This window comes from Methylocystis rosea SV97, assembly GCF_000372845.1.
In the GTDB taxonomy this organism is placed as follows: Bacteria; Pseudomonadota; Alphaproteobacteria; order Rhizobiales; family Beijerinckiaceae; genus Methylocystis; species Methylocystis rosea.
Genome location: NZ_KB889963.1, coordinates 1,385,766 through 1,411,185 on the forward strand (window position 1 = coordinate 1,385,766; position 25,420 = coordinate 1,411,185).

Consider the following 25,420-nt stretch of genomic DNA (forward strand, 5'->3'; position numbering starts at 1 on the left):
CCCGTTACAGCGCGAAGCGAAGCCCCTTAGGAGATTGACGCCCCCATGAGCGAATTCCACACGATCTTCGTCATCTCCTGCATCGCCGTGCTCGCGCCGCTGCTCAACAGAGTTCCGGCTTTTGCGCGCGCGCCGATCGTCGCCATCGAACTGTTGCTGGGCATGCTCGTCGGTCCAAGCGGGGCGGGGCTGGTGGCGGGGGATGGCGCCGTCAATTTTTTGATGGAGTTTGGACTGGTCTATTTGTTTTTTCAGGCGGGCTTCGAGTTCAACCAAAAGGAAATAAGCGGAAAGCCGCTTCGACTGGGACTGTTCGCATGGCTCGTTTCATTGAGCCTCTCGGTCGTTATTTCCGGACTGCTTTATCTCGTTGGACTCGTGGAGGCGCCGCTTCTCGTTGCGCTGATCTTGCCGACCACGGCGTTTGGCATATTGATCCCTGTTTTGCGGCAGTCGGGAGATCTCGATAATGAATTCGGACGCTACGTCCTTGGCGTGGCGGCTGTCAGCGAACTCGGACCGCTCATACTCGCCTCGATCGTTCTGGCGCAGCACAATCATCATCTGCACCAGACGCTGTTAAGCGCGCTTTTCATCGTGCTCGGACTGGCCGCGATCTTTTTTCTCAAGACCGTGCGTTCGGACCGACTCGCCGAAAGCATTGTGTATTGGCTTGGCGACGGCGAGCTTCTGCCTATCCGAATCGCGCTCGTCGTCTTGCTTGGCTTCGTCTCATTCGCCGACAGGCTGGGGATGGAGCTTGTGGTTGGCTCCTATATGGCGGGCATGGCCGTCGCGGTCCTGGTGCGGGGCACCAAGGCCGAAATCCTCAAGGATCGTTTAACCGCCATCGGCTCCGGTTTTTTGATTCCGCTGTTTTTTATCGAGAGCGGCGCGTCATTTGACTTTGTGGCGCTCGTCAGGAGCCCGGCGACCGTCGCGCTCTTCGCGTTTTTTTGCGTCGCCTTCCTGCTCATTCGTCTCGCGCCGCTGAATCTTTTTCGCGGGACGCTGCCCGAGCGGGACATTCCGGCGTTGGGGCTGTTGTCGTCGACCACCCTGCCGCTTGTCGTCGCGCTCACCTATCTGGGCGTCGGGAGGGGACAGATGGCGCCAGAGACGGCTTCCGCGCTTGTCGGCGCCGCGATGGTGACCGTCACGGCGTTCCCGACGCTGGCCTTCTGGCTGCGTGGAACGCGTCAGCCGTCGCGCCTTGAGAGCAGCATATCGTCCATCGCTCACGCCGTCGCCGATTGGTTCTCTTCGCAAGCGGTCGGCGTATTCGCCAAACTGCCGACTCGATGGATCGAGACGCTCCAGAACGCCGAGCGTCGCGTCTCAGATCTGTTCAACCGCCCATAGAGCGCTTCCCGATCACATGGAATCATGTGATCGATAAGGAATCGCTCAAAATCAAAATGGTGGAGCAGGTTCTCATCGAAAAAGTCTGTCAACTTTTTCGGAACCTGATCTAGCCGAACAGGCCGCCCGCCCTGGGCGCAAGCGGATTGTCGGTGAGCGCCTGCGCGTCGGGACGGTCGGGCGCAGGGTGGTTGACGAGCGCGCCGTAGAGTCCGTGGACGAAGCCTTCGTCGAGATCCTTGACGATGAAGACGATGCGCGTGCGCCTGTCCGCGTCGGGCCACGCGTCGAGGCGGTGCGGCGGGTGAAAGACATGCTGCACGCCATGGATCGCCACGGGGCGCGATGGATCGTCGGCGAGCGCGACGATTCCCTTCACGCGCAACATCCGCGGCCCGTGCGTGTGACGCAAAAGGTCGATGAAAATGTCGAAGGAGGCTGGCGTGAGCGGCGTCTCGGAGGAAAAGCAGAAGGCGCGGATATGTGCGTCATGCCGGTTCACGTCCTGACGATGGCCATGCGTTTCGTGCTCATGATCATGGTGATGCCCATGGTCATGGTCATGGTCCGCGTGATCATGCGCCTGCGCTGTTTCCACCGCTTCGGCGTTGAGCCACTCTTTCACGCGCGGCGTCTTGGTCTCGGGGTCGTAAAGACCGCAGTTGATCAGCGCCCCGGGCGTCGCTTCGCCCTTGGCGGCGTCAAGCAGTAGGGCCCCCGGGTTGAGCCGCGCCAGCCGCGCCTTCAGCGCATCCACACGCTCGGCGCCTTGCGGCAGATCCGTCTTGGCGATGACGAGCCGATCCGCGACGGCGGCCTGTTTGACGGCTTCTTCATGCGCGTCGAGCGTCGCTTCGCCGTTCACCGCATCAATGAGCGTCACGACGCCGTCGAGCCGATAGCGCATCATCAGATAGGGGTGGGACATGATCGTGTGCAGGATCGGCGCCGGATCGGCGAGGCCCGTCGTTTCCAGCACGACGCGCTTGAACGGCTTGATCCGGCCGTTGTCGAGCCGCTTCAGCAGATCTTCGAGCGTGTTCACCAGATCGCCGCGGATGGAGCAGCACACGCAGCCCGAACTCATCATCACCATGTCGCCGTCGATCTTCTCGATGAAGAGATGATCGAGGCCGATCTCGCCGAATTCATTGATGAGGACGAGCGTCTCGGCGAGCGCCGGCGAGGCGAGCAGTCGGTTGAGCATCGTCGTCTTGCCGGCGCCAAGGAAGCCGGTGATGACGGTCAGCGGAATTGGCGGCGGCGCCGGGCGCGTCGCGCGACTCGCGGCGGCCTTGGTCAGATCGTTCATTCAGCGAAACTCGCGCCGGAGCAGAAGAAATTTCCTGCTCGCGGAAGGCTCGCATCTTCGCCGAAAACGCTGTCCGTTTCCAGAACGAACGACCTTTGGGTTCTCAGCTCTTGCCCGGTTCGGCGGCGGAGTGCGCCTTCGAGGCCGCCGGCTTTTGCGCTGCGGCCGCTTTCGGCTTCGTGGCGCTTCTCGCCGCCTTGGCCTTGGGGGCTGGCTCCTCGGCGATGACGGCCTCGACCTTTACAGCGTCCGCCTTTGCCGCCTTGGCGGCGCGCGCCGCTTTCACGGCCTTGGCGTGTTTGGCGCGTCGCAGCGATACCGCGTCGGGCGCGGGCTTGCTGATCGGCGAGGCGCTGGCGTCGCCCGCCTCCGGCTGCGACGCATAGGCGGCAAGATCAGGCTGCTCGCCGACCGGCGCTCCAGGCGCGCGGGCTCGCGCCACCGGCCCGGCATAGCCCGGCGCGCGTCCGACATAGACGGACACGGGCTCAAAACGCGGGCGCGGCAGATGCGCGATCTCCTTGGCGTTCATTTGCTGCTGCGGAGCGCCGCCGAGCGTGTCGAGCAGCGGCACGCCCGAGCCGATTGGGACCGAGGCGTCCTCGATCTCGGCCATGAATTCCGCAGCCGCCGGACCGCGGTGATGGCACACGGACTCGCGCAAGTCGGGCGCCGCCGTTGGGCCGGAGCTGGGCAGGGACGCCAAAGAGGCGACGGCCGCCCCGCTCTGAAAGCCGCGATCGAGCAGCGCCGCCGTCTTCGCCGTGCGCAGAATCGGATTGGGCGCGCCGAGGACGACGGCGATCAAACGCCGGCCGCCGCGCGTGGCGGAGGCGACAAGATTGAATCCCGCTGAACACGTGAACCCAGTCTTCATGCCGTCGGCGCCGGCGTAGCGGCCGAGAAGATGGTTATGCGTGGGGATGATCTGCTTGCCGAGCTGCATCGCGCCGATGTTGAACAGATTGGCGTGCTCGGGAAACTGCAGGTAAAGCGCGCGGCCGAGAATGGCGAGGTCGCGGGCCGACGTGACCTGCCGCGAATCGGGCAAGCCGTTGGGATTGACCCATATCGACTGGGTCATGCCGAGGGCGGCGGAGTGGCGGTTCATATCGTCGGCGAAGGCCTCGACCGAGCCGGACACGCCTTCGGCGATGGCGACGGCGATGTCATTGGCCGATTTCACCATCAGCATGACGAGCGCATTTTGCAGGGTGACTTCCGAGCCGGGTCTGAAGCCCATCTTGGAAGGCGCCATGCTGCATGCGCGCGGCGACATCATCACCGGCGTCTCGAGCGAGATGCGTCCCTGGCGCACCGCTTCGAGCGCGACATAGGCCGTCATCAGCTTCGTCACGGAGGCGGGATACCAGGAGGCGGTCGCCTGATCATGCGAGAGCACGGCCCCCGACGCGACGTCGACGACGATCGACGGGGTCGCGCGGCTGGGCGCTGCGGCGCCAAACAGGATCAGCAATGCGCTGGCCGCTGCAACCAAAGTGGACTTCGAGAAGATCATCCGCCTAGCCCCGTTACCCGGCGCTGAACGCGCGGGATCGCATGAAAACGCCACATATATAATAGCGCCTGAGGCGCTCAGCCGGAATAGGCGTGGAATTGGGCGATTCGGGGGCGGTTGTTGATAACCTGTTAACCATGACCTCAGGGAGAGGCGCGCGCCGCCGTCACGGCTGAAGCGGGTGGTTTCGACGCGCGAGCTCCGGCCCGACAAGGTGATATCTCATCAGGAACTTCAGCGCACGGGTCCACGACTGGTCGGTTTCCCCGCGCAGATCCGTTTGCGAGATATGCGCCAGTTCTCCTGTGCGCGCGTCGCGAATGCGCAGTTCGAGATATTGCTCCATCACGCTGACTTTTCGGAAGAAGCACACGAAGGACAGGTCTGCCCCAAGCGTGCGCGCGATGTCGGCGTCGCAGCCGTTGCACTTTCGCAGCCAATGGTCCTTGACCCTTTGATCCGTCGCTGCGCTTCCGTCAATGATTTCGAACAGTCCGGATTGAGCTAAGAGCTCCCGCGCGAGCCCGGTCATTCGCTGGAGGCGCGCGGTTTCTTCCGGGCTTTCCCCGGCGATCGGCCCCCCGGCGGTGAAGTCGTCGAGCTCGATGTCGAAGACCGCGAGTTTCATCGGCGGCGAGGATTGAGCGCGGGCGCCGGTTGTTAAGGTCCCGGTCGCGATTGTGATGAGCGCCGATAACAAGATGTGTGTGAGCGTCCTCTTAAACATCGCCAGGCTCCGCTGTTGCAGTTCAAGGCGTAGCTGCGCGAAGCGTCAGAAGCTTCGGCCTTTCGCCTGCGGCGGTCTGGGCAAATTTCCTTGGGGCCCCCGATCAGGTCGCCGACGCGTCGCCGACAAGTCCCGCGCCGATGGCGAGCCAGACGAGATGGGCGTCGGTGCGCGCGCCGATCTTGGATTTGATCTGATAATGGTAGTTCTGAACGGTTTTCGGACTGAGATTTAAGATGCCGGCGATGTCCTCGGTCGTTCGGCCAGACGCCACGAGCCGCAAGATCTCCGTCTCTCTGGGGCCAAGCTCATCGACGAGCGCGCGGCCCTCGCCCAATCGCTCCGCGGCGATCTCTCTCGCGACGTCGTCGCTGAGCGCCCGGCCGCCCTTGGCGACGATCGCCACGGCGCGGAGCAGCTCCGCAGCGTCGCTGCTTTTGGTGACATAGCCGGACGCGCCGGCTTCGAAGGCTTTCAGCGCAAAGGCCGCGCCGCTGTGCATGGTGAAGATCAGAATGCGCGCGCCCTTGTCCCACTGCTTGATGTGGCGGACCGCTTCGACGCCGCTCGCGCCGGGGAGAGAAAGGTCCATGATGACGATGTCGGGCGAAACCTTCCGATAGGCCTGGTAGGCCTCCGCGGCGTTGGCGGCTTCGGCGACGATTCTGTAATCCGGCTGGCGCTCCAGGAGCCGCCGATATCCCTCCCGAACGATCGGGTGGTCGTCAACGAGAAGAATTGCGGTCATGCGGGCGCCAGACCTTTCATCGGCGCGTTGTCGAAGGCGATAAGCGGGATGCGCGCGACGACGCGCACGCCTTTTGTGGCGTCGCTGATCGACAGACTTCCGCCAAAAGCCGCGATGCGCTCGCGAATTCCGAGAATGCCGTGGCCGGAGCCGGCGGCGAGGCGGGAGGCGTCGCCGCCGCCGTCATCCTCGACCGTCAGCGCGACGAGCCCGTCGTCTGACGCCGCGCGCTCGACGCGCAGATAGACATTTTTCGAGTCGCCATGCCGCATGGCGTTGGTCAGACATTCCTGCGCGATGCGATAGAGGCTCGTCGAAATCGTCTGAGGAAGGTCGGCGAGGTCGCCCGTGAGCCGCAGGTGGATGAGCGCCTTTCTCTCCGCTTTGGCGTTCCAGCTCGCCGCGAGCTGAACGAGACAGGCTTCGAGCCCAAGTTCGTCGAGGTCTTGCGAGCGCAGCCGGGCAAGCGCGTCGCGCAGGGTCGTCATCATGCGTTTGGCGACGCGCGCGATTGAGCGGGCGTCCTCGGCGACGCCGGGATCAATCCGGGCCGCCGCCGTCTCGATCGAGCCGGCGAAGGCGAGAGTCGCCGTCAGGCACTGGCCGAATTCGTCGTGGAGGTCGCGGGCGAGGGCGCGGCGCTCCTCCTCCTGGACTTCGAACAGCCGCTTCGTGAGCGCGGCGCGTTCCGCCGTCGTCCGCGCCAGCCGCTCGGCAAGGTCGTTGACCGCGCGCGCGATCAGGCCGAACTCGCCCTTTGTCAGCGCCTTAAGCCGGCTCGCGTAGTTTCCCTGCTCCAGCTGGCGCAGCCCGCAGACAATGGCTCGGGTCGGCGCCAGAGCATGGACGATGGCGGCTGCCGCCAGAAGGCAAATGCAGATCGCCATCGTGGCCGCAACGCCGACGATGATCGAGATCTGCCGCCAGGCTTGTCGGATGGCGGCGCCGGCGTCCGCCCTGACCAGGATTGCGCCGGTTTCCGGTTGCCGCACGGTCAAGGGTCGAACGATCGGCGCATGTGCGCCGAATATGCGCTCATAGGCCGCCGCAAACCATGTCGGCGCGGCGGAGCCGACGCCCTCGAGCTGACTGCAAAGGGTCCGCGGCTCTTCGTCGCCCGGCGCATAGCTGATGCAGACGCCCGGCGAAACGAGCTTCAAGGTCGAAAGCGACTCCCAGTCGGGAACGGGCAGAATCTTGTCGCGCCGCATGCTGCCCCGCCACAGGATGGCCTGCCAGTAGAGATTTTCGAGGTGATGCGCGACGCGCTCGGCGGACGTCGCCGCTTCCGTTTCGATTGCGCGGTGCGCGTCGACCATCACCCAGCCCGCGGTCAGCGTAAGGCAGATGAGAGTGATGCCGACAAGCTGCAGGACGAGCCGAACGATCAACCGCATTGGCGCATTCCTCGACGAAAAACCCGTCGCTCAGTAGAGCAGGATTCGAAACGAGGTCCAGCGCGCATCATGCGCTTGGGCCCTGATCGGGCAAATTGCCTGGGGGCGAGAGATTTGGATTCGTTTCAAAATTTCGGCGCGGCCTGGGCGGATATGCTAATGTGACGCCCATGCGGGTTGACGAAAGCGCCAGTGACGCTCTGGACGCTGCGTCCTGGCGACCCGTTTGTGGACTAGGTCGTGATCGACAAGCTTGAATTCCTTATCGCCGTCGCAAAAGAGAAGAGCTTTTCGCGCGCGGCGGAGATTTGCGGCGTCACCCAGCCCACGCTCTCGGCCGGCGTCAAGCAGCTCGAAGATTCGCTCGGCGTGTTGCTTGTCAATCGTTCCTCGCGCTTCCATGGACTGACCGCCGAGGGCGAGCGGGTGCTCGAATGGGCGAAGCGCATCGTTGGCGATGCGCGCGCGATGCGCCAGGAAGTTCGCACGCTCAGGGAAGGCCTTACCGGCCAGCTGAAGATCGCCGTCATCCCGACCGCGCTCGGCATCGTCTCGGCGCTGACGACGCCCTACCGCGAGAAGCATCCGGCGGTGCGCTTTTCCGTCATCTCCGCGTCGTCGAGCGAAGTGCTCACCATGCTCGACAATCTTGAGATCGACGCCGGCATCACTTATCTCGACAATGAGCCGCTTGGCCGCGTGCGCACCGTGCCGCTCTGCTCCGAACGCTACCGGCTGCTGACCTTCGCCGACAACCCACTGGGGAACCGCGACCGTGTGACATGGGCTGACGTGGGGCGCATCGATCTCTGTCTGCTCACGCCGGACATGCAGAACCGTCGCATCGTCGAGCAGCTCATTCGCAAGGGCGGGTCCGAACCCGTGCCGATCCTCGAGTCAAACGATGTCATCTTGCTGTTCGACCATGTGCGATCCGGCCGCTGGGCGACGGTGCTGCCGGAGAAGCTCGCGAAGACCCTGAACGTGGCGGCGCCGTTACGCTCGATTCCCATCGTTGAGCCGGAGGCTGTGCATGAAATCGGCCTTGTGGCGCCGCAGCGCGAACCGGTGATCCCGCTGGTCGCCGCCTTGGTCTCGGAGGCCAAAAAGCTGGCGGAAAGCCACACGCTGGACGGTTGATAGGATCGCCCTATCGCACAACGGATGGTCGCTATTGATCGCGCCTTGGATTTCCGGCACTGTTCTCGGAATTAGTCTAAATAGGACGACCGCATATGCGCAACGTCCAGGCTGAAAGGGAAGAAATGTCTGGCGCTGCTCAGTATAACGACGAGCGCGCGCGGGAGATCATCGCCGCCCATATGGGTCTCGAGGGGCCCGCGATGCCCATTCTGCACGCGCTTCAAAAAGAATTCGGCTATGTGCCCGACGCCGCCGTCAAGGAAATGGCAGAGGCGCTCAATATCTCTCGCGCCGAAATGCATGGCGTCGTCACCTTTTATCACGACTTTCACCGCGCCCCGCATGGGCGCCACACGCTGAAGATCTGCCGGGCCGAATCCTGCCAGTCGATGGGGGCGGAGCGACAGGCGCGGGCGTTTCTCGACAAATTGAAGCTCGACTGGGGCGGAACGACGCCGGACGGCGCCCTCTCGGTCGAGGCGGTGTATTGTTTGGGACTGTGCGCCCACAGCCCTTCAGCGCTCTACGATGGCGAGCCGATCGGCCGCGTTGACGCTGAAATGCTTGACGAAATCGCCGCGGAGGCGCGCGACTGATGGTGAAGCTATACATCCCGTTGGACATGGCCGCCGTTGCGATGGGCGCCGACAGACTGGCCGCCGCCGTCGCACAAGAGGCCGCAGCCCGCGGCGAAACAATCGAGATCGTGAGAAACGGCTCGCGTGGAATGCTCTGGCTCGAGCCCCTGATCGAGGTGGAGACTCCCGCGGGCCGCGTCGGTTACGGGCCGGCCAAGGTCAAGGACGTCGCGTCGCTGTTTGACGCCGGGTTCCTGACCGGCGGCGCGCATCTGCTGAACATCGGGATCGTCGACGAACATCCCTGGATGAAGAAGCAGAACCGCGTCACCTTCGTTCGTTGCGGCGTCATCGATCCGCTGTCGGTCGCCGAATATGAGGCGCATGACGGCTTCAAGGGACTGAAACGCGCCTTCGAGATCGGGCCCGTGGCCGTCGTCGAAGAGGTCACGAAGTCGGGCCTGCGCGGCCGCGGCGGCGCGGGCTTTCCGACGGGCATCAAATGGAAGACGGTGGCGGACTGTCCGCCGGGCCAAAAATACGTGGTCGTCAATGCCGACGAAGGCGATTCCGGCACTTTCGCCGACCGCATGATCATGGAGGGCGATCCGCTCTCGCTGATCGAAGGCATGCTGATTTGCGGATACGCCGTCGGCGCCTCCAAGGGCTATATCTATCTGCGTTCCGAATATCCCATCGTCGCCAAGGTCTTTCAGGCGGCGATCGAGAAGGCGCTTGAGGCGGGCTGGCTCGGCAAGAACATCAAGGGCTCGGGTTTCGACTTCGACGTCGAACTGCGCATCGGCGCCGGGGCCTATGTTTGCGGCGAGGAGACCTCGCTGCTCGAATCTCTCGAGGGCAAGCGCGGCATCGTGCGCGCCAAGCCGCCGTTGCCGGCGCATGTCGGGCTCTTCGGCAAGCCGACGGTCATTAACAATGTGCTGTCCATGGCCACGATCCCGATGATCATGGAGAAGGGCGCGAAGCATTACGCCGATCTCGGCGTCGGCCGCTCACGCGGCACTATGCCGCTGCAGATCGCCGGCAACGTCAAATATGGCGGCCTCTTTGAGACGGACTTCGGGATTCCGCTCGGCGTGGTCGTCAACGAGATTGGCGGCGGCACCCGCTCTGGTCGTCCCGTCCGGGCGGTTCAGGTCGGCGGTCCGCTCGGCGCCTATGTGCCCGTGTCGCTTTTCGACCTTCCGATCGACTATGAAGCCTTCGCTGCCAAGGACAGTCTCATCGGTCACGGCGGCCTCGTCGTTTTCGACGACACCGTCGACATGGCCTGGATGGCGCGCTTCGGCATGGAGTTCTGCGCCATCGAAAGCTGCGGCAAATGCACGCCGTGCCGGCTCGGATCGACGCGCGGCGTCGAGACCATCGACAAGATTCGCAACGGCATGGACGTCGATGCGAATATCGAGCTCCTCAAGGACCTCTGCCACACGATGAAGTTTGGCTCGCTCTGTGCATTGGGCGGCTTCGCGCCGTATCCGGTCGAGAGCGCGCTTCGACATTTCCCCGAGGACTTCCGCAAGCCGGCCCTTGAAGCCGCCGAGTGAGGTAGCCGCCATGACGCTTATCAAAGAAATCGATTACGGCACGCCTGAGTCCCTATCCGTAAAATCGGTCACGCTGACCATTGACGGGAAGAGCGTCACCGTCCCCGAGGGCACCTCGATCATGCGCGCGGCGATGGAGGTTGGCACCGAGATCCCCAAGCTCTGCGCCACCGACAGCATCAAGGCGTTCGGCTCCTGCCGGCTCTGCGTCATCGAGGTCGAGGGCCGCAACGGCACGCCGGCCTCCTGCACGACGCCGGTTGCGCCCGGCATTTCCGTCAAGACGCAGACCCCACGCCTCGCCGCGATCCGCCGCGGCGTGATGGAGCTTTATATTTCCGACCATCCGCTCGATTGTCTGACCTGCGCGGCCAATGGCGACTGCGAACTGCAGGACATGGCGGGCGCGGTGGGCCTGCGCGACGTGCGCTATGGCTATGACGGCGCCAATCACGTCTTCGCCCGCAACAATGGCGAAGTGAATTTCGACTGGAAGCCGAAGGACGAATCGAACCCCTACTTCACCTTCGACTCGTCTAAATGCATCGTCTGTAACCGCTGCGTGCGCGCCTGCGAGGAAGTGCAGGGCACCTTCGCGTTGACGATATCGGGCCGCGGTTTCGAATCGCGCGTTTCCGCCGGCATGGACGAAGCTTTCATGGAGTCGGAATGCGTGTCCTGCGGCGCCTGCGTTCAGGCCTGCCCGACCGCGACGCTGATCGAGAAGTCGGTGGTCGCCGTCGGTCAGCCGGAGCATTCCGAGGTCACGACCTGCGCCTATTGCGGCGTCGGCTGCACCTTCAAGGCTGAGATGCGCGGCGAGGAAGTCGTCCGCATGGTTCCCTGGAAGGACGGCAAGGCCAACCATGGCCATAGCTGCGTCAAGGGCCGCTTCGCCTACGGCTACGCCCATCACGGCGACCGAGTTCTTGATCCGATGATCCGCGAGTCGATCGACCAGCCCTGGCGCGTCGTCTCGTGGGACGAAGCGGTCGGCTTCGCCGCCGACCGGCTGAAAGCGGCGCAGGAGAAATACGGAAAGAACGCCGTCGGCGTGATCACCTCGTCGCGCTGCACCAATGAGGAAAGCTACCTCGTTCAGAAGCTCGCGCGTCAAGGCTTCCTCAACAACAACACCGACACCTGCGCGCGCGTCTGCCATTCGCCGACCGGTTACGGACTGGCGCAGGCCTTCGGCACCTCCGCCGGCACGCAGGATTTCGACTCGGTCGACGACGCCGACGTCATTCTGGTCATCGGCGCCAATCCGACCGACGCGCATCCGGTGTTCGGATCGCGCATGAAGAAGCGCCTGCGCGAGGGCGCCAAGCTGATCGTCATCGATCCGCGCCGCATCGACCTCGTGCGCTCGCCTCATGTCGAGGCGGACTATCATCTGCCGCTGAAGCCCGGCACCAATGTCGCGATGGTTACGGCGCTGGCGCATGTGATCGTGAAGGAAAACCTCGTCAATCTCGACTTCGTCAAAGCGCGTTGCGACTGGGACGAATATCAGGATTGGGCAGCCTTCGTCGCGGACGACCGCTACAGCCCCGAGGCGCTTGAAAGCGTGCTGGGCGTGCCGGCCGCCGACATTCGCGGCGCTGCGCGTCTCTACGCCACCGGCGGCAACGGGGCGATCTACTACGGCCTCGGCGTGACGGAACATAGCCAAGGCTCCACCACGGTCATGGGCATCGCCAATCTCGCCATGGCGACCGGCAATCTCGGCCGCCGCGGCGTCGGCGTGAATCCGCTGCGCGGCCAGAATAATGTGCAGGGCTCCTGCGACATGGGCTCGTTCCCGCACGAGCTGCCGGGCTATCGCCACATCTCTAACGATGCGGCGCGCCAGGCGTTCGAGAAGGATTGGGGCGTCTCCCTTGATCCGGAGCCGGGCCTGCGCATCCCCAACATGTTCGACGCGGCGATCGAAGGCACGTTCAAGGGACTTTACGTTCAGGGCGAGGACATTCTGCAGTCCGACCCCGACACGCGTCACGTGTCGCGCGCGCTGGCGAATATGGACATCGTCATCGTGCAGGATCTCTTCCTGGTCGAGACGGCGAACTACGCGCATGTCTTCCTGCCGGGCGCGACCTTCCTCGAGAAGGACGGCACCTTCACCAACGCCGAGCGCCGCATCCAGCGCGTCACCAAGGTGATGTCGCCGAAGAATGGCTACGCCGACTGGGAAGTCACCCAGCTGCTCGCCAACAAGCTGGGACTCAATTGGAACTACGCCAACGCCAGCGAGATCATGGACGAGATCGCTCGGCTGACGCCGTCCTTCGCGGGGGTGTCGTTCGAGCGTCTCGCCGAGGTCGGCTCCGTGCAGTGGCCGTGCAACGATCAGTCGCCGGAAGGCATGCCGATCATGCACACCGACGGCTTCGCGCGCGGCAAAGGCAAATTCGTCATCACCGAATATGTGCCGACCGAGGAGAAGGTGGGGCCGCGGTTCCCGCTGCTGCTCACCACCGGCCGCATCCTGTCGCAATACAATGTCGGCGCGCAGACGCGACGCACCGAAAACAGCCAGTGGCATCCTGAGGACGTCCTCGAGATCCACCCGCATGACGCAGAAGATCGCGGCGTGCGCGAGGGCGACTGGGTGAAGGTGGCGAGCCGCGCCGGCGAGACGACGTTGCGCGCTAAAATCACGGATCGCGTCGCGCCGGGCGTCGTCTATACGACGTTCCATCATCCCAACACCCAGGCCAATGTGGTCACGACCGATAATTCCGACTGGGCCACCAATTGTCCCGAATACAAGGTCACGGCGGTTCAGGTCTCGACCACCAACGGACCGACCGAGTGGCAGCATCAATATCGCGAGCTGACGGAGCAGAGCCGTCGCATTGCGAGCACGATCGACGCGGCGGAATGACGGAGAGGCCGCCGCCGACACTACGGGTGGAATGCCTGGCGCGCCGTCACGATGTGACGGCGCGTTCTTCTCGCGTGATCCCCGAAGAGACGCCGGTCGCCTTCACCTTTGGCGGCTCCACTCATGCGGTGATGATGGCGACGCCAGCGGATCTCGAGGATTTCGCGATCGGCTTCGCGCTCACGGAGGGGCTGATCGATTCGCCGGAGCAGGCAGGCGACGTCGAGATCGTCGTCTCCGACGCCGGCATTGAACTGCGCGCCTGGCTCAAGGGCGGACGGCAGGAAGCCTATGTCGAGCGGCGTCGGTCGATGGCGGGGCCGACCGGTTGCGGTCTTTGCGGCATTGAGAGTCTCGAGGCCGCGACGCGCATTCTGCCGACTCTCGACAATGCGCTGTCGGTGCGCGCCGACGCCTTGATCGAGGCGATGGAGCGTCTGCCCGCCGCTCAGAAATATAATCAGGAGACCCGCGCCATCCACGCCGCGGCCTTCTGGAATCCCGTCTCCGGGGCGCTGATCGCGCGCGAGGACGTCGGCCGCCATAACGCTCTCGACAAGCTCGCCGGCGCGCTGACGCGCCAAGCCATCGCCGCGGGGCAAGGCGTGGTGCTGATGACGAGCCGCGTTTCTGTCGAACTCGTGCAGAAGGCCGCGCGCATGGGCGCGCCGATCATCGCCGCCGTCTCGGCGCCGACCGCGCTCGCGGTGCGCAACGCGCAACACTGCGGCATGACTCTCGTCGCCGTCATGCGCGGCCGGGACTTCGAAGTCTTCACCCATCCAGGACGCATCCTCGAACAGGTTTCCGCACATGTCGCATGATTCGGTCGATAAGCTCGTCAGAATGGCTAACCAGATCGGCACGTTCTTCGTGGCTCAGAAGCATCCCGAAGGCGTCGCGAGCATGACGGATCATTTGAAGAAGTTCTGGGACCCGCGTATGCGGAACGCTATCGTCGCGCATGTCGATCATGGCGGCGCCGGCCTCGATCCGATCGCGATGGAGGCGGTGAAGCGCCTCAAAAATGCAGCGGGCGCCGCTGCTTCGGAATTGCGTCCCGGCGAAGGCGGTTCCGACGGCTGACGCACGCTCGATTGCTCGCACTCTCCATGTCGCAAAACATTGGACGTCGGCGCATTGGTCGCCTAGGTCTGAGACCCAGGCGCAGCCGCGCGATCATTCTTACTCCGACTGAGCGATGACCGACCAGACATGTCCCTGCCGCGCGATGGACGCGCAACAGCTTTCCTATGCGGCCTGCTGCGCCCGTTACATCGAAGAGAAACTGCCGGCGCCAAGCGCTGAAGCGCTCATGCGTTCGCGTTACACCGCCTTCGCATTGGGTGACATCGATTACCTTGTCGACTCCTTAGCGCCGGAGTCGCGTTACGATTTTGATCGCAAGGCCATCACGCATTGGTCGCGCAGCTCGCAATGGCTCGGGCTTGAGATCCTGTCGACGGAACAGGGGCTGCAGGGCGATGAAACCGGCTACGTCGAATTCGTCGCGCATTTCTCCAGCGAAGGCGAACGTTATGCGCATCGGGAGCGATCGCTGTTTCGACATGACGCGCAGGATGGCCGCTGGTATTTCCTTGAAGAGGCCAATCGCAAGAGCGCGCCCGTCGTTAAGGGCAAGCAGGCGGGCCGTAACGATCCATGTCCCTGCGGCTCCGGCAAGAAGTATAAGAAGTGCTGCGGCGCAGCCGCCTGAGCGGCAATTCGCCTTTCGCTGCGATTCACCTGCCGCCAAATCCTGGAACAAAGCGGTTCCGCCCGCGTTGCGTCGGCGTGGAACATTCCTTGACCTTGGGAGAACGGCGATGGACTGGAACCGAGTCGAAGGCAACTGGAAGCAGTTCAAGGGCAAGGTAAGAGAGAAGTGGGCGGAGCTCACCGACGACGATCTCGCGCGCATGGACGGCAAGCGCGAACAGTTTGAGGGCGTTCTCCAAGAGCGCTACGGCGAAGGGCGGGACCGCATTCGCGAAGAGGTCGACACCTGGCTGAAGACTCTAAACTCGTGAGTTTTTAGCGCGTCGCGGGCTTAGCGTGACGCGTTCTGGCGCTTTTCGATCGGCCCGAACCTCAGGTGGCTTTTTTGTCGACGCCCAGCCAGTTCGCTGGGCGAAGAGCGGTGAGAACAGAGCTTTGCCGACATCTTGGAACATTCTTAAAAAGGCAGAGTTGTTTTCATACCCGTCTCCGTTGAAAGGAGAGCCGAAATGAGTTCGAAGCCGAAACTTGGTGTAGACTGGCTGCGCACTGTGGAAGTTGTCCGCAAGATGCTGCTTTTGCCGCAAGTCGAAGCGCCGCGAAAGCGTTTCATCCATGTTCGCGAACCGCGACAGGCGGAGATCGAGCAGTGGCTGCGCAGCCGAAAATGATTCCCTCGACCATAAACCCTTGATGATTGCCTGTTGAACGACAGGCAATCATTTTTTTTCATTTCTCGTCACTTAGCGTCTCAACTCAAGGCGCCAGTGCGCTTTCCGAGAACGGGAGCAACAACCGCTACAGCCTATTTGGCGACCGACGTTGAAAGTCGCACCAGTAAGTCGAGAAACTTGTCAGGCATCGGTTCTAAGAGGCTCGTCGCGTATATGTCGCGCAGCCCGGAGGTCAATTCCCCATCGATGCCAAGGAACGAGAGCTGGTGGGCAGCGTCACATCGCTGCGCCCCCGGCGCGCCCCGGCGGCCCTTCGAGATTTGCTTTTCAGCTTTCTTATTCATGTCGAAGAGCCCTTGGGCGGCGCTCTGGATATCGGAGCCGTCGACTCCAATGAATACGGGCAGGTGAAGGGTCATGATTGAATTCAACAATGATCGAGCGCCAAAGTTCCCTTTTGGAGCGCTAACCATCTTTTATCGTGGCGATTTGGGCGGAAGCGGAACGATGCATTCGACGGAGCGTTATTGGAGAAGTTCCGGGCCCTCGGAGGGTTTAGATGGCGCCGCGGTCATTCTGGAAAGGCTATTTGAAGCTTTCGCTTGTGACCTGTCCGGTCGCGATGACGCCCGCCACGACTGAAGGTGAAAAAGTTCGCTTCCACATCCTCAATCGGAACACTGGCAACCGCGTCGTCAGTCAATATGTCGACGCGGTCTCCGGCGCGCCGATTGGCGAAGACGACGCGGCGAAAGGTTATCCCCGCAGCGAAGACGATTACGTGCTGCTTGAAGATGAAGAGCTTGACGCCTTAAGCCTCGAAAGCACGCGAACGATCGATATCGAGACCTTTGCTCCGGCCGCGAGCCTCGACTGGATCTGGTTCGATAAGCCCCACTATCTCGTGCCCGACGATCCGATCGGCGTCGAGGCCTTTTCCGTCATTCGCGACGCGATGAAGGCGACCGGCACAGTCGGCCTGTCGCGGCTGGTGATGTATCGACGCGAGCGCGCCGTGATGGTCGAGCCGCGCGACAAGGGGCTTGTCTTATGGACGCTGCGCTTCGCCGACGAAGTGCGCAATCCGAAGGACTACCTCGACAAGATCGGCGCCGAACCGCCGAACGCGAAAGCTCTCACCCTGATTTCCAAATTGATCGATGAGCGCAAGAGTCACTGGGACCCGGCGATGACCCATGATCCCGTTCAAGCGCAGTTGCTGGACATCATTTCCGGAAAGAAGAAGGAGCACAAACCCGCTCGCGGCGCAAAACAAGCGCCGGCGGCTCCGAGCAATGTCGTCAATATCATGGATGCGCTCCGCAAGAGCATCGATGCGGAAAAGCGCGGCTCCAAACGTCGCTAGGCTTTTCTCTTCCTCCGCGTCGTCTTCGGCGTTTCGATCGGCGCCGCCGCTTGACGAAAGTCCCCCCACGGATCGCTCTGCAGCGACTCGAGGCGCGCAAGGGTCTTCACGATCGTGAAATAGTCAGGTCCGATCGCGGGACTAAGTTCGTCCCAGGCAAGCGGCATCGACACGGCGGCGCCGGGCCGGGCGCGCGTGGAATAGGGCGCGACAGCCGTCGCGCCGCGCTGATTGCGCAGATAGTCGACGAGTATCTTTCCGCGGCGCTTCGATTTCGTGATCGTTGCAACATATTTGCTCGGGCTGTCATGCGTCATCGCATCGGCGATTCTTTTGGTGAAAGCCTTCACCTCTGGCCATTCCGCTTTGGGCTTCACGGGCGCCACCACATGAAGGCCCTTTCCTCCGGATGTTTTCACGAAGGCGGCGAGCCCAAGGTCTTGAAGTCGCTCCCGCGTTTCTTCCGCTGCGGCAATGACGGACTCCCACGTAACCTGTTCGCCGGGATCGAGATCCATGATGATGACGTCAGGACGCTCCCAGTCCGACGCCGTCGAGCCCCATGGATGAATTTCCAGGGCCCCGGATTGAACGAGCGCGATCAGGCCGTTGAGGTCCTTGATGCTGAGCAAGGGCTCTTCTTCGCCTTTCGGGTCGTCGATGAGCACGATGTTCGGATCGATGCCCTTCCAGGCATGCTTCTGGAAGAATTTCTCTCCCTCGACGCCGTTGGGGCAGCGCAGCAGCGCCAGCGGGCGATTGACGATGAAGGGCGCGATATAGCGCCAGATTTCGGCGTAGTAATCCGCTAGGCCCTGTTTGGTGACGCCTTGATCCGGCCAATAGAGCCGATCGGGATGGGTGAGCCTCACGGTGCTTTGCTCCGCTCTCGCCGCTGTCGCCCGCTCAAGGGGCGGCGCCTTTTCGCGAACGACGTCGCGCGCGTCCTTATCTTCGCGCAGACCGCGAAAGGAGGCGTGCCGAAGAACCTGCTCGGCTGTCCAGCCGCGAAACTCCACCTCAGCGACCAGTTCGGGCCGAGCGTAGCGTACATTGCGCGCGGCCTCCGTACTGAGGCGCGCGCCGAAAGGGCTCGAGGGCGTGCGCATGGGATCGAGTTTCGTGAAAAGCTCATTCGCCATATCCGCCGTAAATCCCGTCCCGACGCGGCCAACATGGCAAAGGACGCCGTTCTGGTAGACGCCAAGCACGAGGGCGCCGATCGCCCGGCGCGACACCGTCGATGGCGTATAGCCTGCGACGACGAATTCCTGCCGGGCGAAGCATTTGGCCTTTATCCAGCTCTTCACGCGGCCGGAGCGATAGGGCGAATCCCGCAGCTTCGACACTACGCCTTCGAGACCGAGCCGACACGCGTGCGACAGCACGACCGCGCCGCTGTCCTCAAAGTGAAGGCTCAGACGAACCCTGTCGCCGTTCTCAGCGCCTAAGAGCGCTCCCAGAAACCGTTTGCGTTCCAGCAAGGTCGCGCCGCGCAGATCATAGCCGTCGAGGTAAAGAAGATCGAAGACCCAATAGACGAAGCGATCGGTCCGCCCTGCGCTCAGATCGGCCTGCAGCCCGGAGAAATCCGATGCGCCTGAACTTGTCTCGACGACGATTTCGCCGTCGATGAGCCCGGCGCCGAGAGGCAGGGCGCGCAGCGCCGACGCAACCTCATCGCCAAATTTCTTCGTCCAATCGAGACCGCTGCGTGAGAGCAGCCGTACGCGTCCCGCCTCGATGCGCGCCTGCACGCGATAACCGTCGAATTTGATTTCGTGTATCCATTCCTTGCTCGATGGCGCGGCGCCGGCACTGGCCTGCATCGGCGCAACGAATGTCGGCAGCGGCGCTTTCTTTGCGCCCTCGAGACGCGACGGGTCGATGTCGACCGCAGGCGCTTGCGTTGGCGTGATGGCGCTTGTCTTGATTGACCGGGGCGCCGCGGCCTGCTTTGGCGCGGCGGCCTTTTTCGAGCGCCGCGCCGGCTTGCCTTCTGCGACATCGCCGATCGTGCGCCCGGTGTCTACCGAACGCGGCATCTCGTCGAGTATGTCTTCATCCTTAGGCGTTCGCGCAAATACGTCTTCGCTTTTGATGAGAAGCCAATTGTCGTGCTTCTCGCGCGGCTTTCGCGCCATGCGCACGAGATGCCAACGGCCGCCGAGCTTCTCGCCGCGCAGCTCGAAATCGAGATGCCCCTTGGCATAGCCCTTGTGCGGATCGCCTTCGGGAATCCAGACGCCCTTGTCCCATACGATCACTTCGCCGGCGCCATATTGGCCTTCCGGAATGACGCCTTCGAAATTGCGATAGTCGAGAGGGTGGTCCTCGACGTGAACGGCGAGCCGCTTTTCGCCGGGCACGAGACTTGGGCCTCTGGTCACAGCCCAGCTTTTCAGAACGCCGTCCATCTCCAGGCGAAGATCGTAGTGAAGTCGCCTCGCGGCATGTTTCTGGACGACGAAGCTGCTGCCGGTCTTTCGAGCGCCTCGCCCCTTCGGCTCGCGCGTCGCCCCAAAATCGCGCTTCTTGCGGTAGTCGGCAAGCGACATGCGCGGTCAGCTCGCTTTCCGGCGTGTCGCGGCTGTTCGGGTCTTGCGAGGCTGGGCGGCTCGCTTCTTGGTTGCAGCTTTGTCGCTCTGCTCGGAAAGCGCCGCGCTCTCGCGCAGCGCCTCGAGCAGATTAACGACCTTGGCTTCGCGAGCCTTACGCGGCGGCGCGACTGGCGTGCCTTCCAGCTTCGCTTTTACAAACTCGGCGAGGGCGGACTCATAGCGGTCTTCGAACGTAGATGGGTCGAAGGCGCCCCGCTTGGTGTCAATAATGTGCTTGGCCAGCTGAAACATTTCGCCTTGAACTTTAACCTCGGGCACTTCGTCGAACGCCTGTTGCGCCGAGCGCACCTCATAATCGAAGTTCAGAGTCGTCGCGAGAAGCCCGTCGCCATAAGCGCTGATCAGAACGGTGCGCGCGCGCCTGAAGAGCACCGTCTTCGCGAGGGCTGCGACTCTGTTCTTGCGCATGCCTTCGCGTATCAGAACGAAAAGTTCGTTCGCGTCGCTTTGCGCGGGGGAGAGATAGTAGGGCTTGTCGAAATAGACGGCGTCGATCTCGCCGCAATCCACAAATGTCTCGATGGCGAGAGTTTTGTCGCTTTTCGGCGTCGCCTGCGCGACTTCCTCGGGTTCGAGAACGACATATTCGTTCTTACCGACTTCATAGCCTTTGACTTGATCGCCGGATTCCACAGGTTCGCCGGTGTCGCTATCGACAAAGGTCCGCCGCACGCGGTGACCGGTGGATCGGTTGATCGTGTGGAACGCGATCCTGTCAGACGTTGAGGTCGCGGAGTAGAGCGCCACCGGACAGGTAAGCTCCGCTATCTTCAGAGAGCCCTTCCAGTTCGCTCTTGGCGCCAACGCAAACCTCTTACGCTCGCGGGCGAGCTGAACGCTCGCCCGCTGATTACGCTTCCGGAGACTTCATATTGTCAAGCTTTTCGGAGAGTTTTGACGCAAGCATCAGTCCGACGGCGGCGCCGATGATCAGATGGAGGTTTGGCGCAACGCGTTCGGCCACTGCTTTCGCCGCGACAGGAGCCATCGAGCCGATGGAGGAGCTGATCGAGCGCACCAGATTTCCATCCGGCTTGAGCAGCTGATCAAGGAAGGGGAGCTGCGAAAAGCTGCTCTGTTCGACTTCGGGTGCTGGAGCTTGAGTCTCCAGTGAGACTGATTCCTTTGTCGCCAGATAGACAACGAGCGCCGCGAAGAGAAAGGCTCCGGCAATGACGAGGTTGCCGGCGATCTCTCCCCACGTCCTCATGGCGTAAGCATGGGCGGCGGCCGTTGCGAAGCCGAGCGCGAGCAGCGCGAGGGTCGCGACGATGGCGAGGCGCGACGCGCCTCGCGTCGCGTTCGCGATACTCTCGTCAACCCGATGGAATAGCGGATCCAGCATCATGATCTTGCCCCGCCAGAGATTAGCTGCGGCCCTTCCACATGGCCCCGATGAGAAATCCTCCCGCGACGGCAAGCAACAGCGCCGTCACCGGCTGTTCGCGCACCGCGCCTTCGACCGTTGTCTTGAGCCCTTCGCCTGCCGACCTGGCCTTCTCCGCGATTTCCCGGGACTGCTCGCCCACTGTCGTCAAAGCGGCGTCAGCCCTCTCCATGGTTTCATCAACCTTTGCGCTGACGTCGTCAGCCATCGAGGCCGCCTTCGCGGCGGCGTTCGCCGACGCCTTGGTCACGGCGTCTTGGGCCTCCTGGACCTTGTTCGTGACTTGCGATGTTATGCTCATGCCCTCTTCTCCGCTGGTACTGCCCCGCTGGGCGAAGACTGAACTTCCAGATCGGTTGATTGTTCCTCGCCGCGTCCCACTGGGGCACGCTACTCGGGAAGATTGATCTCGTGCTGAGGGAACAGGTGGCTGAAGGTCACTGTTCCGGCGATGAGCAGAGGCGTCGCGAGAATTGCGCCGACCGGCCCCCAGAGCCATGTCCAGAACACGAGTCCCAGGAAGACTAGTCCGGGATTCAAAGTCAGTCGGCGGCCGATGACGCTCGGCGATACGACATTGGCCTCTAACGTATCTGCGACGAGAAGAATGAGCGGGGCGACGAACGCCTGCGAAAGTGATCCGAACGTAGCGAAGCCGACCAGAAACAATGCGACGTAGATCGCGATCGGGCCGACATAAGGGATAAATTCGAGAGCGAAGGCGACGATGCCCCATAGCAGCGGATTTGGAAGGCCGACAGCAAAAGCGGTCACGGCGACGATCAGCGCCAGAACGAGGTTGATGGCGGCGACCACCGCCATATAGCTCTTGAGATCTCGTTCGATGTTGTTCAGAAGCCGCAGCGTGCGCAGTCGCGTTTCCTTGTCATCGAAGACGAAGACAAGGTAGCGGCGCAGCTCCTCTCGTCCGGACAAGGAGAAGAACAAGGCCGCGAGAAATACAATCAACTCGCCAATGGTCGGAGTAAGAAAATTCATCGTTGATTGCAGGACTGCCGCCGCGTCAAGGGAGCCGCCCCCGGTTCGTGCGAATGTGCTTTGCAGCCGCTCCAGCGAAAACGCCGGGCCAAACGCCGATCGCAGCTTATCGCTGAACGAGGTCAACAGTTCGGGTGCGCGACCAACCCAGTCGACGGCGATCGTCGAGCCCTGAACAATCGCTGCATGAATAATCAATAACGCGCCAAAGACGACAGCAGCTGCAAAAACGCTGGGCGGCAAGCCCCATTTTCGCAGAGTGGTCACCCACGGCCCGAGCATGAAAGCGAGCACGCCTGCCGAAACGAGCGGCACCAACAGGGTCTGAGCCAGGCTCATCGCGACGGCGAGCATCAGCACGAACATGCCAATGAGCGCCCAGGATGAGATTCTCTGGAGATCGAGCGAGGATTCCAGCGGCTGGTCTTGGACCGTCTTCGTCGGCAAGTTGAGCCCCGGGAAAGCGCGACAATTCGGCGGAGACGTAACTCAACGGCGCACGCCAATGTTCCACTGCGCCCACGCGCCAGCTTGCGGGCAATCGCTTTTTACAGTCCCGGGAAGATGTCCTTGCCGTCTTCGGCAAGCTTCGCTTCGCCTATCGATTTTTGAAATTCACCAACGACGATCTGCGCCAGTCCGGTCAGCGTGAGATGGGTCGACTGCGTCGCGAGTCCAAGAGTCAACTTGGTCTTGCCCATGGCCTCGTTGGCATAGCCGCGCATTTGATCGGTCGCGCCCGATTGCACAAGGTTGTCGAGCGCCTCCCACATCGAATCCTTCACTTGGGCGACCGAGTAGCGCGCCCGAGTTGAGCGCTCCAGATCGACAGAATTTTCCTCCGCGCTCGCTGGTGGATTCGATGCATCGCCAGAACGGCGTTCTTCATCGGCACAGATAATGGGGGACCCGCCATTTTCAGTTAACGCATCCATCGATTCCATGCTCCCAAATCTCAATCCCTGGGTTCGGCCAATGCCGCCCGCCAGGATGAAAACTGATTTGAAGGGTTCTATGTTCCGAGGGTTCGCGCAGTCGCGTATTGCGCAGCTCGAGGCTCGGAGCGGCTGCTAAATAAAAAGCGGCGTAACGAAATGGCGATGCGTAATTTACTTGAACGGCTTCTCGACGCCTGGCGGCAATGCGACGTGGAACCCCTGGTTGATCGCCGAAAACATCTGATAAAAACCCGACAGGACGACGAGTTCGATAAACCCTTCGACGCCGAACGCCTTGATGGCTTCGTCCTGAACGCTCTGCGGAATATTTCGCCAGGACAATGTCGACGCCAGCACCTCAGTGACGAGATCATAGGGCGATGAAGCGACGGCGCCTAAGTCTTCGTCTCTTTCCAGGGCGCTGATCAGCGAGGATGGAACGCCCGCCGCTTCGGCGTGCTGAACATGATCAGCCCATTCGAAGGCGGCTCCGGTCCGACGCGCGACGAACAGCACAATGAACTGATAGACCTCACGGGGCAGATGGCCCTGGAACTTCAAATAATAGCCGAGGTCCTCGATTTTTTCGCAAAGCTGCGGATGGTTCATCAGGGCGGCGTACGGGCCGCCGAAGCCTGCGCCTTGCGCCTTCCGCCGTTCGACCATGCGGTCGTAGCGCGCACGATCGGCCGGCGACAGCGTTGAAGGATCAAAAGGCAACTGAGCCATCGGCGCGTCCCTTGTCACTCGTGGTAGGAATAGGCCGCAATGGCCTCGGCCCAGTCCTTGACGGGCGTCGTGAAGGCCTTGTCGGCTTTAACGTCGATGAGGCAGGGGCCCACGCCCTGTAAGGCTCTTTCGAAAGCGGCGGCGAGATCGCCCGGAGAACGCACGGTTTCGGCGCGAGAGCCCAGGGCCCGTGCGAACCCTGCCCAGTCGTGATCCGGCAATCGCGTCAATTCGTCGGGCGTTGGACCGAGTCCATGCGCGCGCAACCAGACATTGCCAAGCGCGGCATTGTTGATGACGACATAGATCACCGGCAGCTGGTAGCGCGCCGCGGTCGCGATTTCCATGCCGCCCATGCGCATGCATCCATCGCCCGTGACGACCGCCACGCGGCGGTGCGGCTGCGCGCATTGGACGCCGATCGCAGCGCTGATCGCCCAGCCCATCGGGCCCAGATTGGTGGCGGATACATAGGTCTTGGGTTCGTAAGCCTCCCAGTAATGGCCGGCGAAAGCGCGATGCGCGCCGGAATCCACCACAAGAACGCCGTCGCGCGGGAATGCCTTTCTGAGTTCGCTGATGACGCGCGCCGGATGAATCGGAGCCGCATCGCTCTCGCAGTTTTCCGGATCCTGCAGGCGGGGTTGGGAGCGGATCTCGGACACCCAAGCCGCGCGTGCGGAGAGCGTCGGTTCGAGAGCCGCGCGCAATTTATCACCTTGGTCGAGCAGATAGCCAAGATAGGCGCCGCAGCTGCCAACGATCCCGCCGTCTTGGACATGCGTCCCGATTGCGGAGGGCAGCAAATTCACGCAGATCGTTTTATTGGGTTTGACTTGCAGCGCCCAATGCATCGTGTCGCGCTCGTTCAGTCCCGACCCCAAAATGATCAGCAGATCGAGCGAAGGGTCCATCAGCGCGGCGCGGGAGTGGTGCGTCCCCGCATAGCCGAACACGCCGAGCGAAAGCGGATGGTCCTCCGGGAAGACGCCCTTTCCGCGCAGCGTCGTCGCGACGGGAATGCGCCAGGTCTCGGCGAATTCCTTCAGCGCATGGGCGGCTTTCGAGTGCTCAACGCCCGCGCCGGCCAATATGGCGATCTTGACAGGCGGCTTGCCGCCAGGACCGCCATGAAAATGTTCGAGCGACGACTCGGCGGCCGCCATAGACAGCGCGTTGTAATCGACCAAGGCCCGATCAATCGGCGTATGGCTGACGGAAATCTCGGCGGCCAGGCAGTCGCCTGGCAAGGAGAGATGTACGGGCGCAGCAGGACGGGTACGAAGATGTAGCAGGGCGTGCTCAAACAGATGCGGCATATTCTTCGGATTGTCGACGGAAGAAGAATAGCGCGTCAGCGGCTTCATGATCGCGACGTCATCCAGCGTCTGGGGGCTTGCGTCCTGAAATACGCCCAAGCCCTCGAGGACAGTCGCCACTTCGCCGCTCATCAGAAGAAGCGGCGAGCCATCGGATTGCGCGGTCGCCACTGCGGTGACCGTATTGGTGAGTCCGGGGCCGCCGATGCAAAGCGCGGCGCCAAAATTTCCGCTCGCGCGTGCGTAGCCGTCCGCCATATAGGCGGCGCCGCCCTCTTGCGCCGCCACGATCGGCGTCAGCGCCTTCTGTCTTCCCAAGGCGGGGAGAAAGGGATCAACGAGGCCGCCCGGGACCATGAACACATGGTCGAGTCCTTCGCGCGCCAGCGCTTCGAGGATGAAGTCGACCCCTAGATGCATTCCA

General features: G+C 62.5%; 25 protein-coding genes. 11 read left to right on the forward strand and 14 right to left on the reverse strand.

Features of this window, described 5'->3' with window-relative positions; translation table 11 throughout:
• Positions 1–45: 45 nt before the first annotated feature.
• Positions 46–1,362, forward strand: a complete 1,317-nt coding sequence (locus A3OO_RS0107295) for a cation:proton antiporter (RefSeq protein ID WP_018407178.1) — start codon at positions 46–48, stop codon at positions 1,360–1,362.
• Between the two features lie 109 nt (positions 1,363–1,471).
• On the opposite strand, the gene A3OO_RS0107305 is transcribed toward A3OO_RS0107295, so the two are convergent.
• From A3OO_RS0107305 to A3OO_RS0107325, 5 genes are all read right to left on the reverse strand, one after another.
• Positions 1,472–2,674 carry a CobW family GTP-binding protein gene (locus A3OO_RS0107305; protein ID WP_018407179.1) on the reverse strand — a complete coding sequence of 401 codons (1,203 nt, stop codon included), beginning with the start codon at positions 2,672–2,674 and terminating at the stop codon, positions 1,472–1,474.
• 103 nt (positions 2,675–2,777) lie between these two features.
• Positions 2,778–4,193, reverse strand: coding sequence for a D-alanyl-D-alanine carboxypeptidase family protein (locus A3OO_RS0107310; RefSeq protein WP_018407180.1), 1,416 nt, complete (start codon positions 4,191–4,193; stop codon positions 2,778–2,780).
• Between the two features lie 166 nt (positions 4,194–4,359).
• Positions 4,360–4,920 (reverse strand): DUF3280 domain-containing protein, encoded by a 561-nt coding sequence (locus tag A3OO_RS0107315; protein WP_018407181.1) that lies wholly within the window; start codon positions 4,918–4,920, stop codon positions 4,360–4,362.
• Between the two features lie 103 nt (positions 4,921–5,023).
• On the reverse strand, positions 5,024–5,668 hold the full coding sequence (locus A3OO_RS0107320) for a response regulator (protein WP_018407182.1): 645 nt from the start codon (positions 5,666–5,668) through the stop codon (positions 5,024–5,026).
• Positions 5,665–7,065: a HAMP domain-containing sensor histidine kinase gene (locus A3OO_RS0107325; RefSeq protein WP_018407183.1), complete on the reverse strand. Its 1,401-nt coding sequence runs from the start codon at positions 7,063–7,065 to the stop codon at positions 5,665–5,667. Before A3OO_RS0107325 ends, A3OO_RS0107320 begins: the two co-directional genes overlap by 4 nt.
• A gap of 240 nt (positions 7,066–7,305) precedes the next feature.
• Here A3OO_RS0107325 and A3OO_RS0107330 point away from each other — a divergent pair, with 240 nt between their 5' ends.
• The 9 genes from A3OO_RS0107330 to A3OO_RS23970 all read left to right on the forward strand — a co-directional run bounded on the left by A3OO_RS0107330 (position 7,306) and on the right by A3OO_RS23970 (position 15,634).
• Positions 7,306–8,205, forward strand: coding sequence for a LysR family transcriptional regulator (locus A3OO_RS0107330; RefSeq protein WP_018407184.1), 900 nt, complete (start codon positions 7,306–7,308; stop codon positions 8,203–8,205).
• Between the two features lie 125 nt (positions 8,206–8,330).
• Positions 8,331–8,804, forward strand: a complete 474-nt coding sequence (locus A3OO_RS0107335) for a formate dehydrogenase subunit gamma (protein WP_026222768.1) — start codon at positions 8,331–8,333, stop codon at positions 8,802–8,804.
• Positions 8,804–10,354 (forward strand): formate dehydrogenase beta subunit, encoded by a 1,551-nt coding sequence (locus tag A3OO_RS0107340; RefSeq protein ID WP_018407186.1) that lies wholly within the window; start codon positions 8,804–8,806, stop codon positions 10,352–10,354. The genes A3OO_RS0107335 and A3OO_RS0107340 overlap by 1 nt, the downstream gene beginning before the upstream one ends.
• Positions 10,355–10,364: 10 nt before the next feature.
• Positions 10,365–13,244, forward strand: a complete 2,880-nt coding sequence (gene fdhF / locus A3OO_RS0107345) for a formate dehydrogenase subunit alpha (RefSeq protein ID WP_018407187.1) — start codon at positions 10,365–10,367, stop codon at positions 13,242–13,244.
• Positions 13,241–14,068: a formate dehydrogenase accessory sulfurtransferase FdhD gene (fdhD, locus tag A3OO_RS0107350; protein WP_018407188.1), complete on the forward strand. Its 828-nt coding sequence runs from the start codon at positions 13,241–13,243 to the stop codon at positions 14,066–14,068. Before fdhF ends, fdhD begins: the two co-directional genes overlap by 4 nt.
• The gene (locus A3OO_RS0107355; RefSeq protein WP_018407189.1) at positions 14,058–14,330 is read left to right on the forward strand and encodes a formate dehydrogenase subunit delta; all 273 of its coding nucleotides are present in this window, start codon (positions 14,058–14,060) and stop codon (positions 14,328–14,330) included. The genes fdhD and A3OO_RS0107355 overlap by 11 nt, the downstream gene beginning before the upstream one ends.
• A gap of 115 nt (positions 14,331–14,445) precedes the next feature.
• Positions 14,446–14,961 carry a YchJ family protein gene (locus A3OO_RS0107360; protein WP_018407190.1) on the forward strand — a complete coding sequence of 172 codons (516 nt, stop codon included), beginning with the start codon at positions 14,446–14,448 and terminating at the stop codon, positions 14,959–14,961.
• A 109-nt stretch (positions 14,962–15,070) separates the two neighbouring features.
• Entirely contained in the window at positions 15,071–15,274 is a 204-nt protein-coding gene (locus A3OO_RS0107365; protein ID WP_018407191.1) for a CsbD family protein, read from the forward strand.
• Between the two features lie 198 nt (positions 15,275–15,472).
• Positions 15,473–15,634: a hypothetical protein gene (locus tag A3OO_RS23970; RefSeq protein ID WP_198008771.1), complete on the forward strand. Its 162-nt coding sequence runs from the start codon at positions 15,473–15,475 to the stop codon at positions 15,632–15,634.
• A 134-nt stretch (positions 15,635–15,768) separates the two neighbouring features.
• Here the strand turns inward: A3OO_RS23970 and A3OO_RS0107375 are convergent, their stop codons facing one another.
• A complete protein-coding gene (locus A3OO_RS0107375; protein ID WP_018407193.1) occupies positions 15,769–16,056 on the reverse strand; it encodes a NepR family anti-sigma factor in 288 nt (95 codons plus the stop codon).
• Between the two features lie 140 nt (positions 16,057–16,196).
• Between A3OO_RS0107375 and ku (A3OO_RS0107380) the strand changes: the two genes are divergently transcribed.
• On the forward strand, positions 16,197–17,003 hold the full coding sequence (gene ku / locus A3OO_RS0107380) for a non-homologous end joining protein Ku (protein WP_018407194.1): 807 nt from the start codon (positions 16,197–16,199) through the stop codon (positions 17,001–17,003).
• On the opposite strand, the gene ligD is transcribed toward ku (A3OO_RS0107380), so the two are convergent.
• The 8 genes from ligD to A3OO_RS0107420 all read right to left on the reverse strand — a co-directional run bounded on the left by ligD (position 17,000) and on the right by A3OO_RS0107420 (position 25,416).
• On the reverse strand, positions 17,000–19,561 hold the full coding sequence (ligD, locus tag A3OO_RS0107385) for a DNA ligase D (RefSeq protein ID WP_018407195.1): 2,562 nt from the start codon (positions 19,559–19,561) through the stop codon (positions 17,000–17,002). The two genes, ku (A3OO_RS0107380) and ligD, sit on opposite strands and share 4 nt — an antisense overlap.
• Positions 19,562–19,567: 6 nt before the next feature.
• Positions 19,568–20,428, reverse strand: a complete 861-nt coding sequence (ku, locus tag A3OO_RS0107390) for a non-homologous end joining protein Ku (RefSeq protein WP_026222769.1) — start codon at positions 20,426–20,428, stop codon at positions 19,568–19,570.
• A gap of 46 nt (positions 20,429–20,474) precedes the next feature.
• A complete protein-coding gene (locus tag A3OO_RS0107395; RefSeq protein ID WP_018407197.1) occupies positions 20,475–20,972 on the reverse strand; it encodes a hypothetical protein in 498 nt (165 codons plus the stop codon).
• Between the two features lie 19 nt (positions 20,973–20,991).
• Positions 20,992–21,312 (reverse strand): hypothetical protein, encoded by a 321-nt coding sequence (locus tag A3OO_RS0107400; RefSeq protein WP_018407198.1) that lies wholly within the window; start codon positions 21,310–21,312, stop codon positions 20,992–20,994.
• Positions 21,313–21,401: 89 nt separating this feature from the next.
• Entirely contained in the window at positions 21,402–22,457 is a 1,056-nt protein-coding gene (locus A3OO_RS22545; protein ID WP_018407199.1) for an AI-2E family transporter, read from the reverse strand.
• 101 nt (positions 22,458–22,558) lie between these two features.
• Positions 22,559–22,954 (reverse strand): CsbD family protein, encoded by a 396-nt coding sequence (locus tag A3OO_RS23975; RefSeq protein ID WP_198008772.1) that lies wholly within the window; start codon positions 22,952–22,954, stop codon positions 22,559–22,561.
• 165 nt (positions 22,955–23,119) lie between these two features.
• Positions 23,120–23,677 carry a carboxymuconolactone decarboxylase family protein gene (locus A3OO_RS0107415; RefSeq protein ID WP_018407201.1) on the reverse strand — a complete coding sequence of 186 codons (558 nt, stop codon included), beginning with the start codon at positions 23,675–23,677 and terminating at the stop codon, positions 23,120–23,122.
• 14 nt (positions 23,678–23,691) lie between these two features.
• The gene (locus tag A3OO_RS0107420) at positions 23,692–25,416 is read right to left on the reverse strand and encodes a thiamine pyrophosphate-binding protein (RefSeq protein ID WP_026222771.1); all 1,725 of its coding nucleotides are present in this window, start codon (positions 25,414–25,416) and stop codon (positions 23,692–23,694) included.
• Positions 25,417–25,420 lie beyond the last annotated feature (4 nt).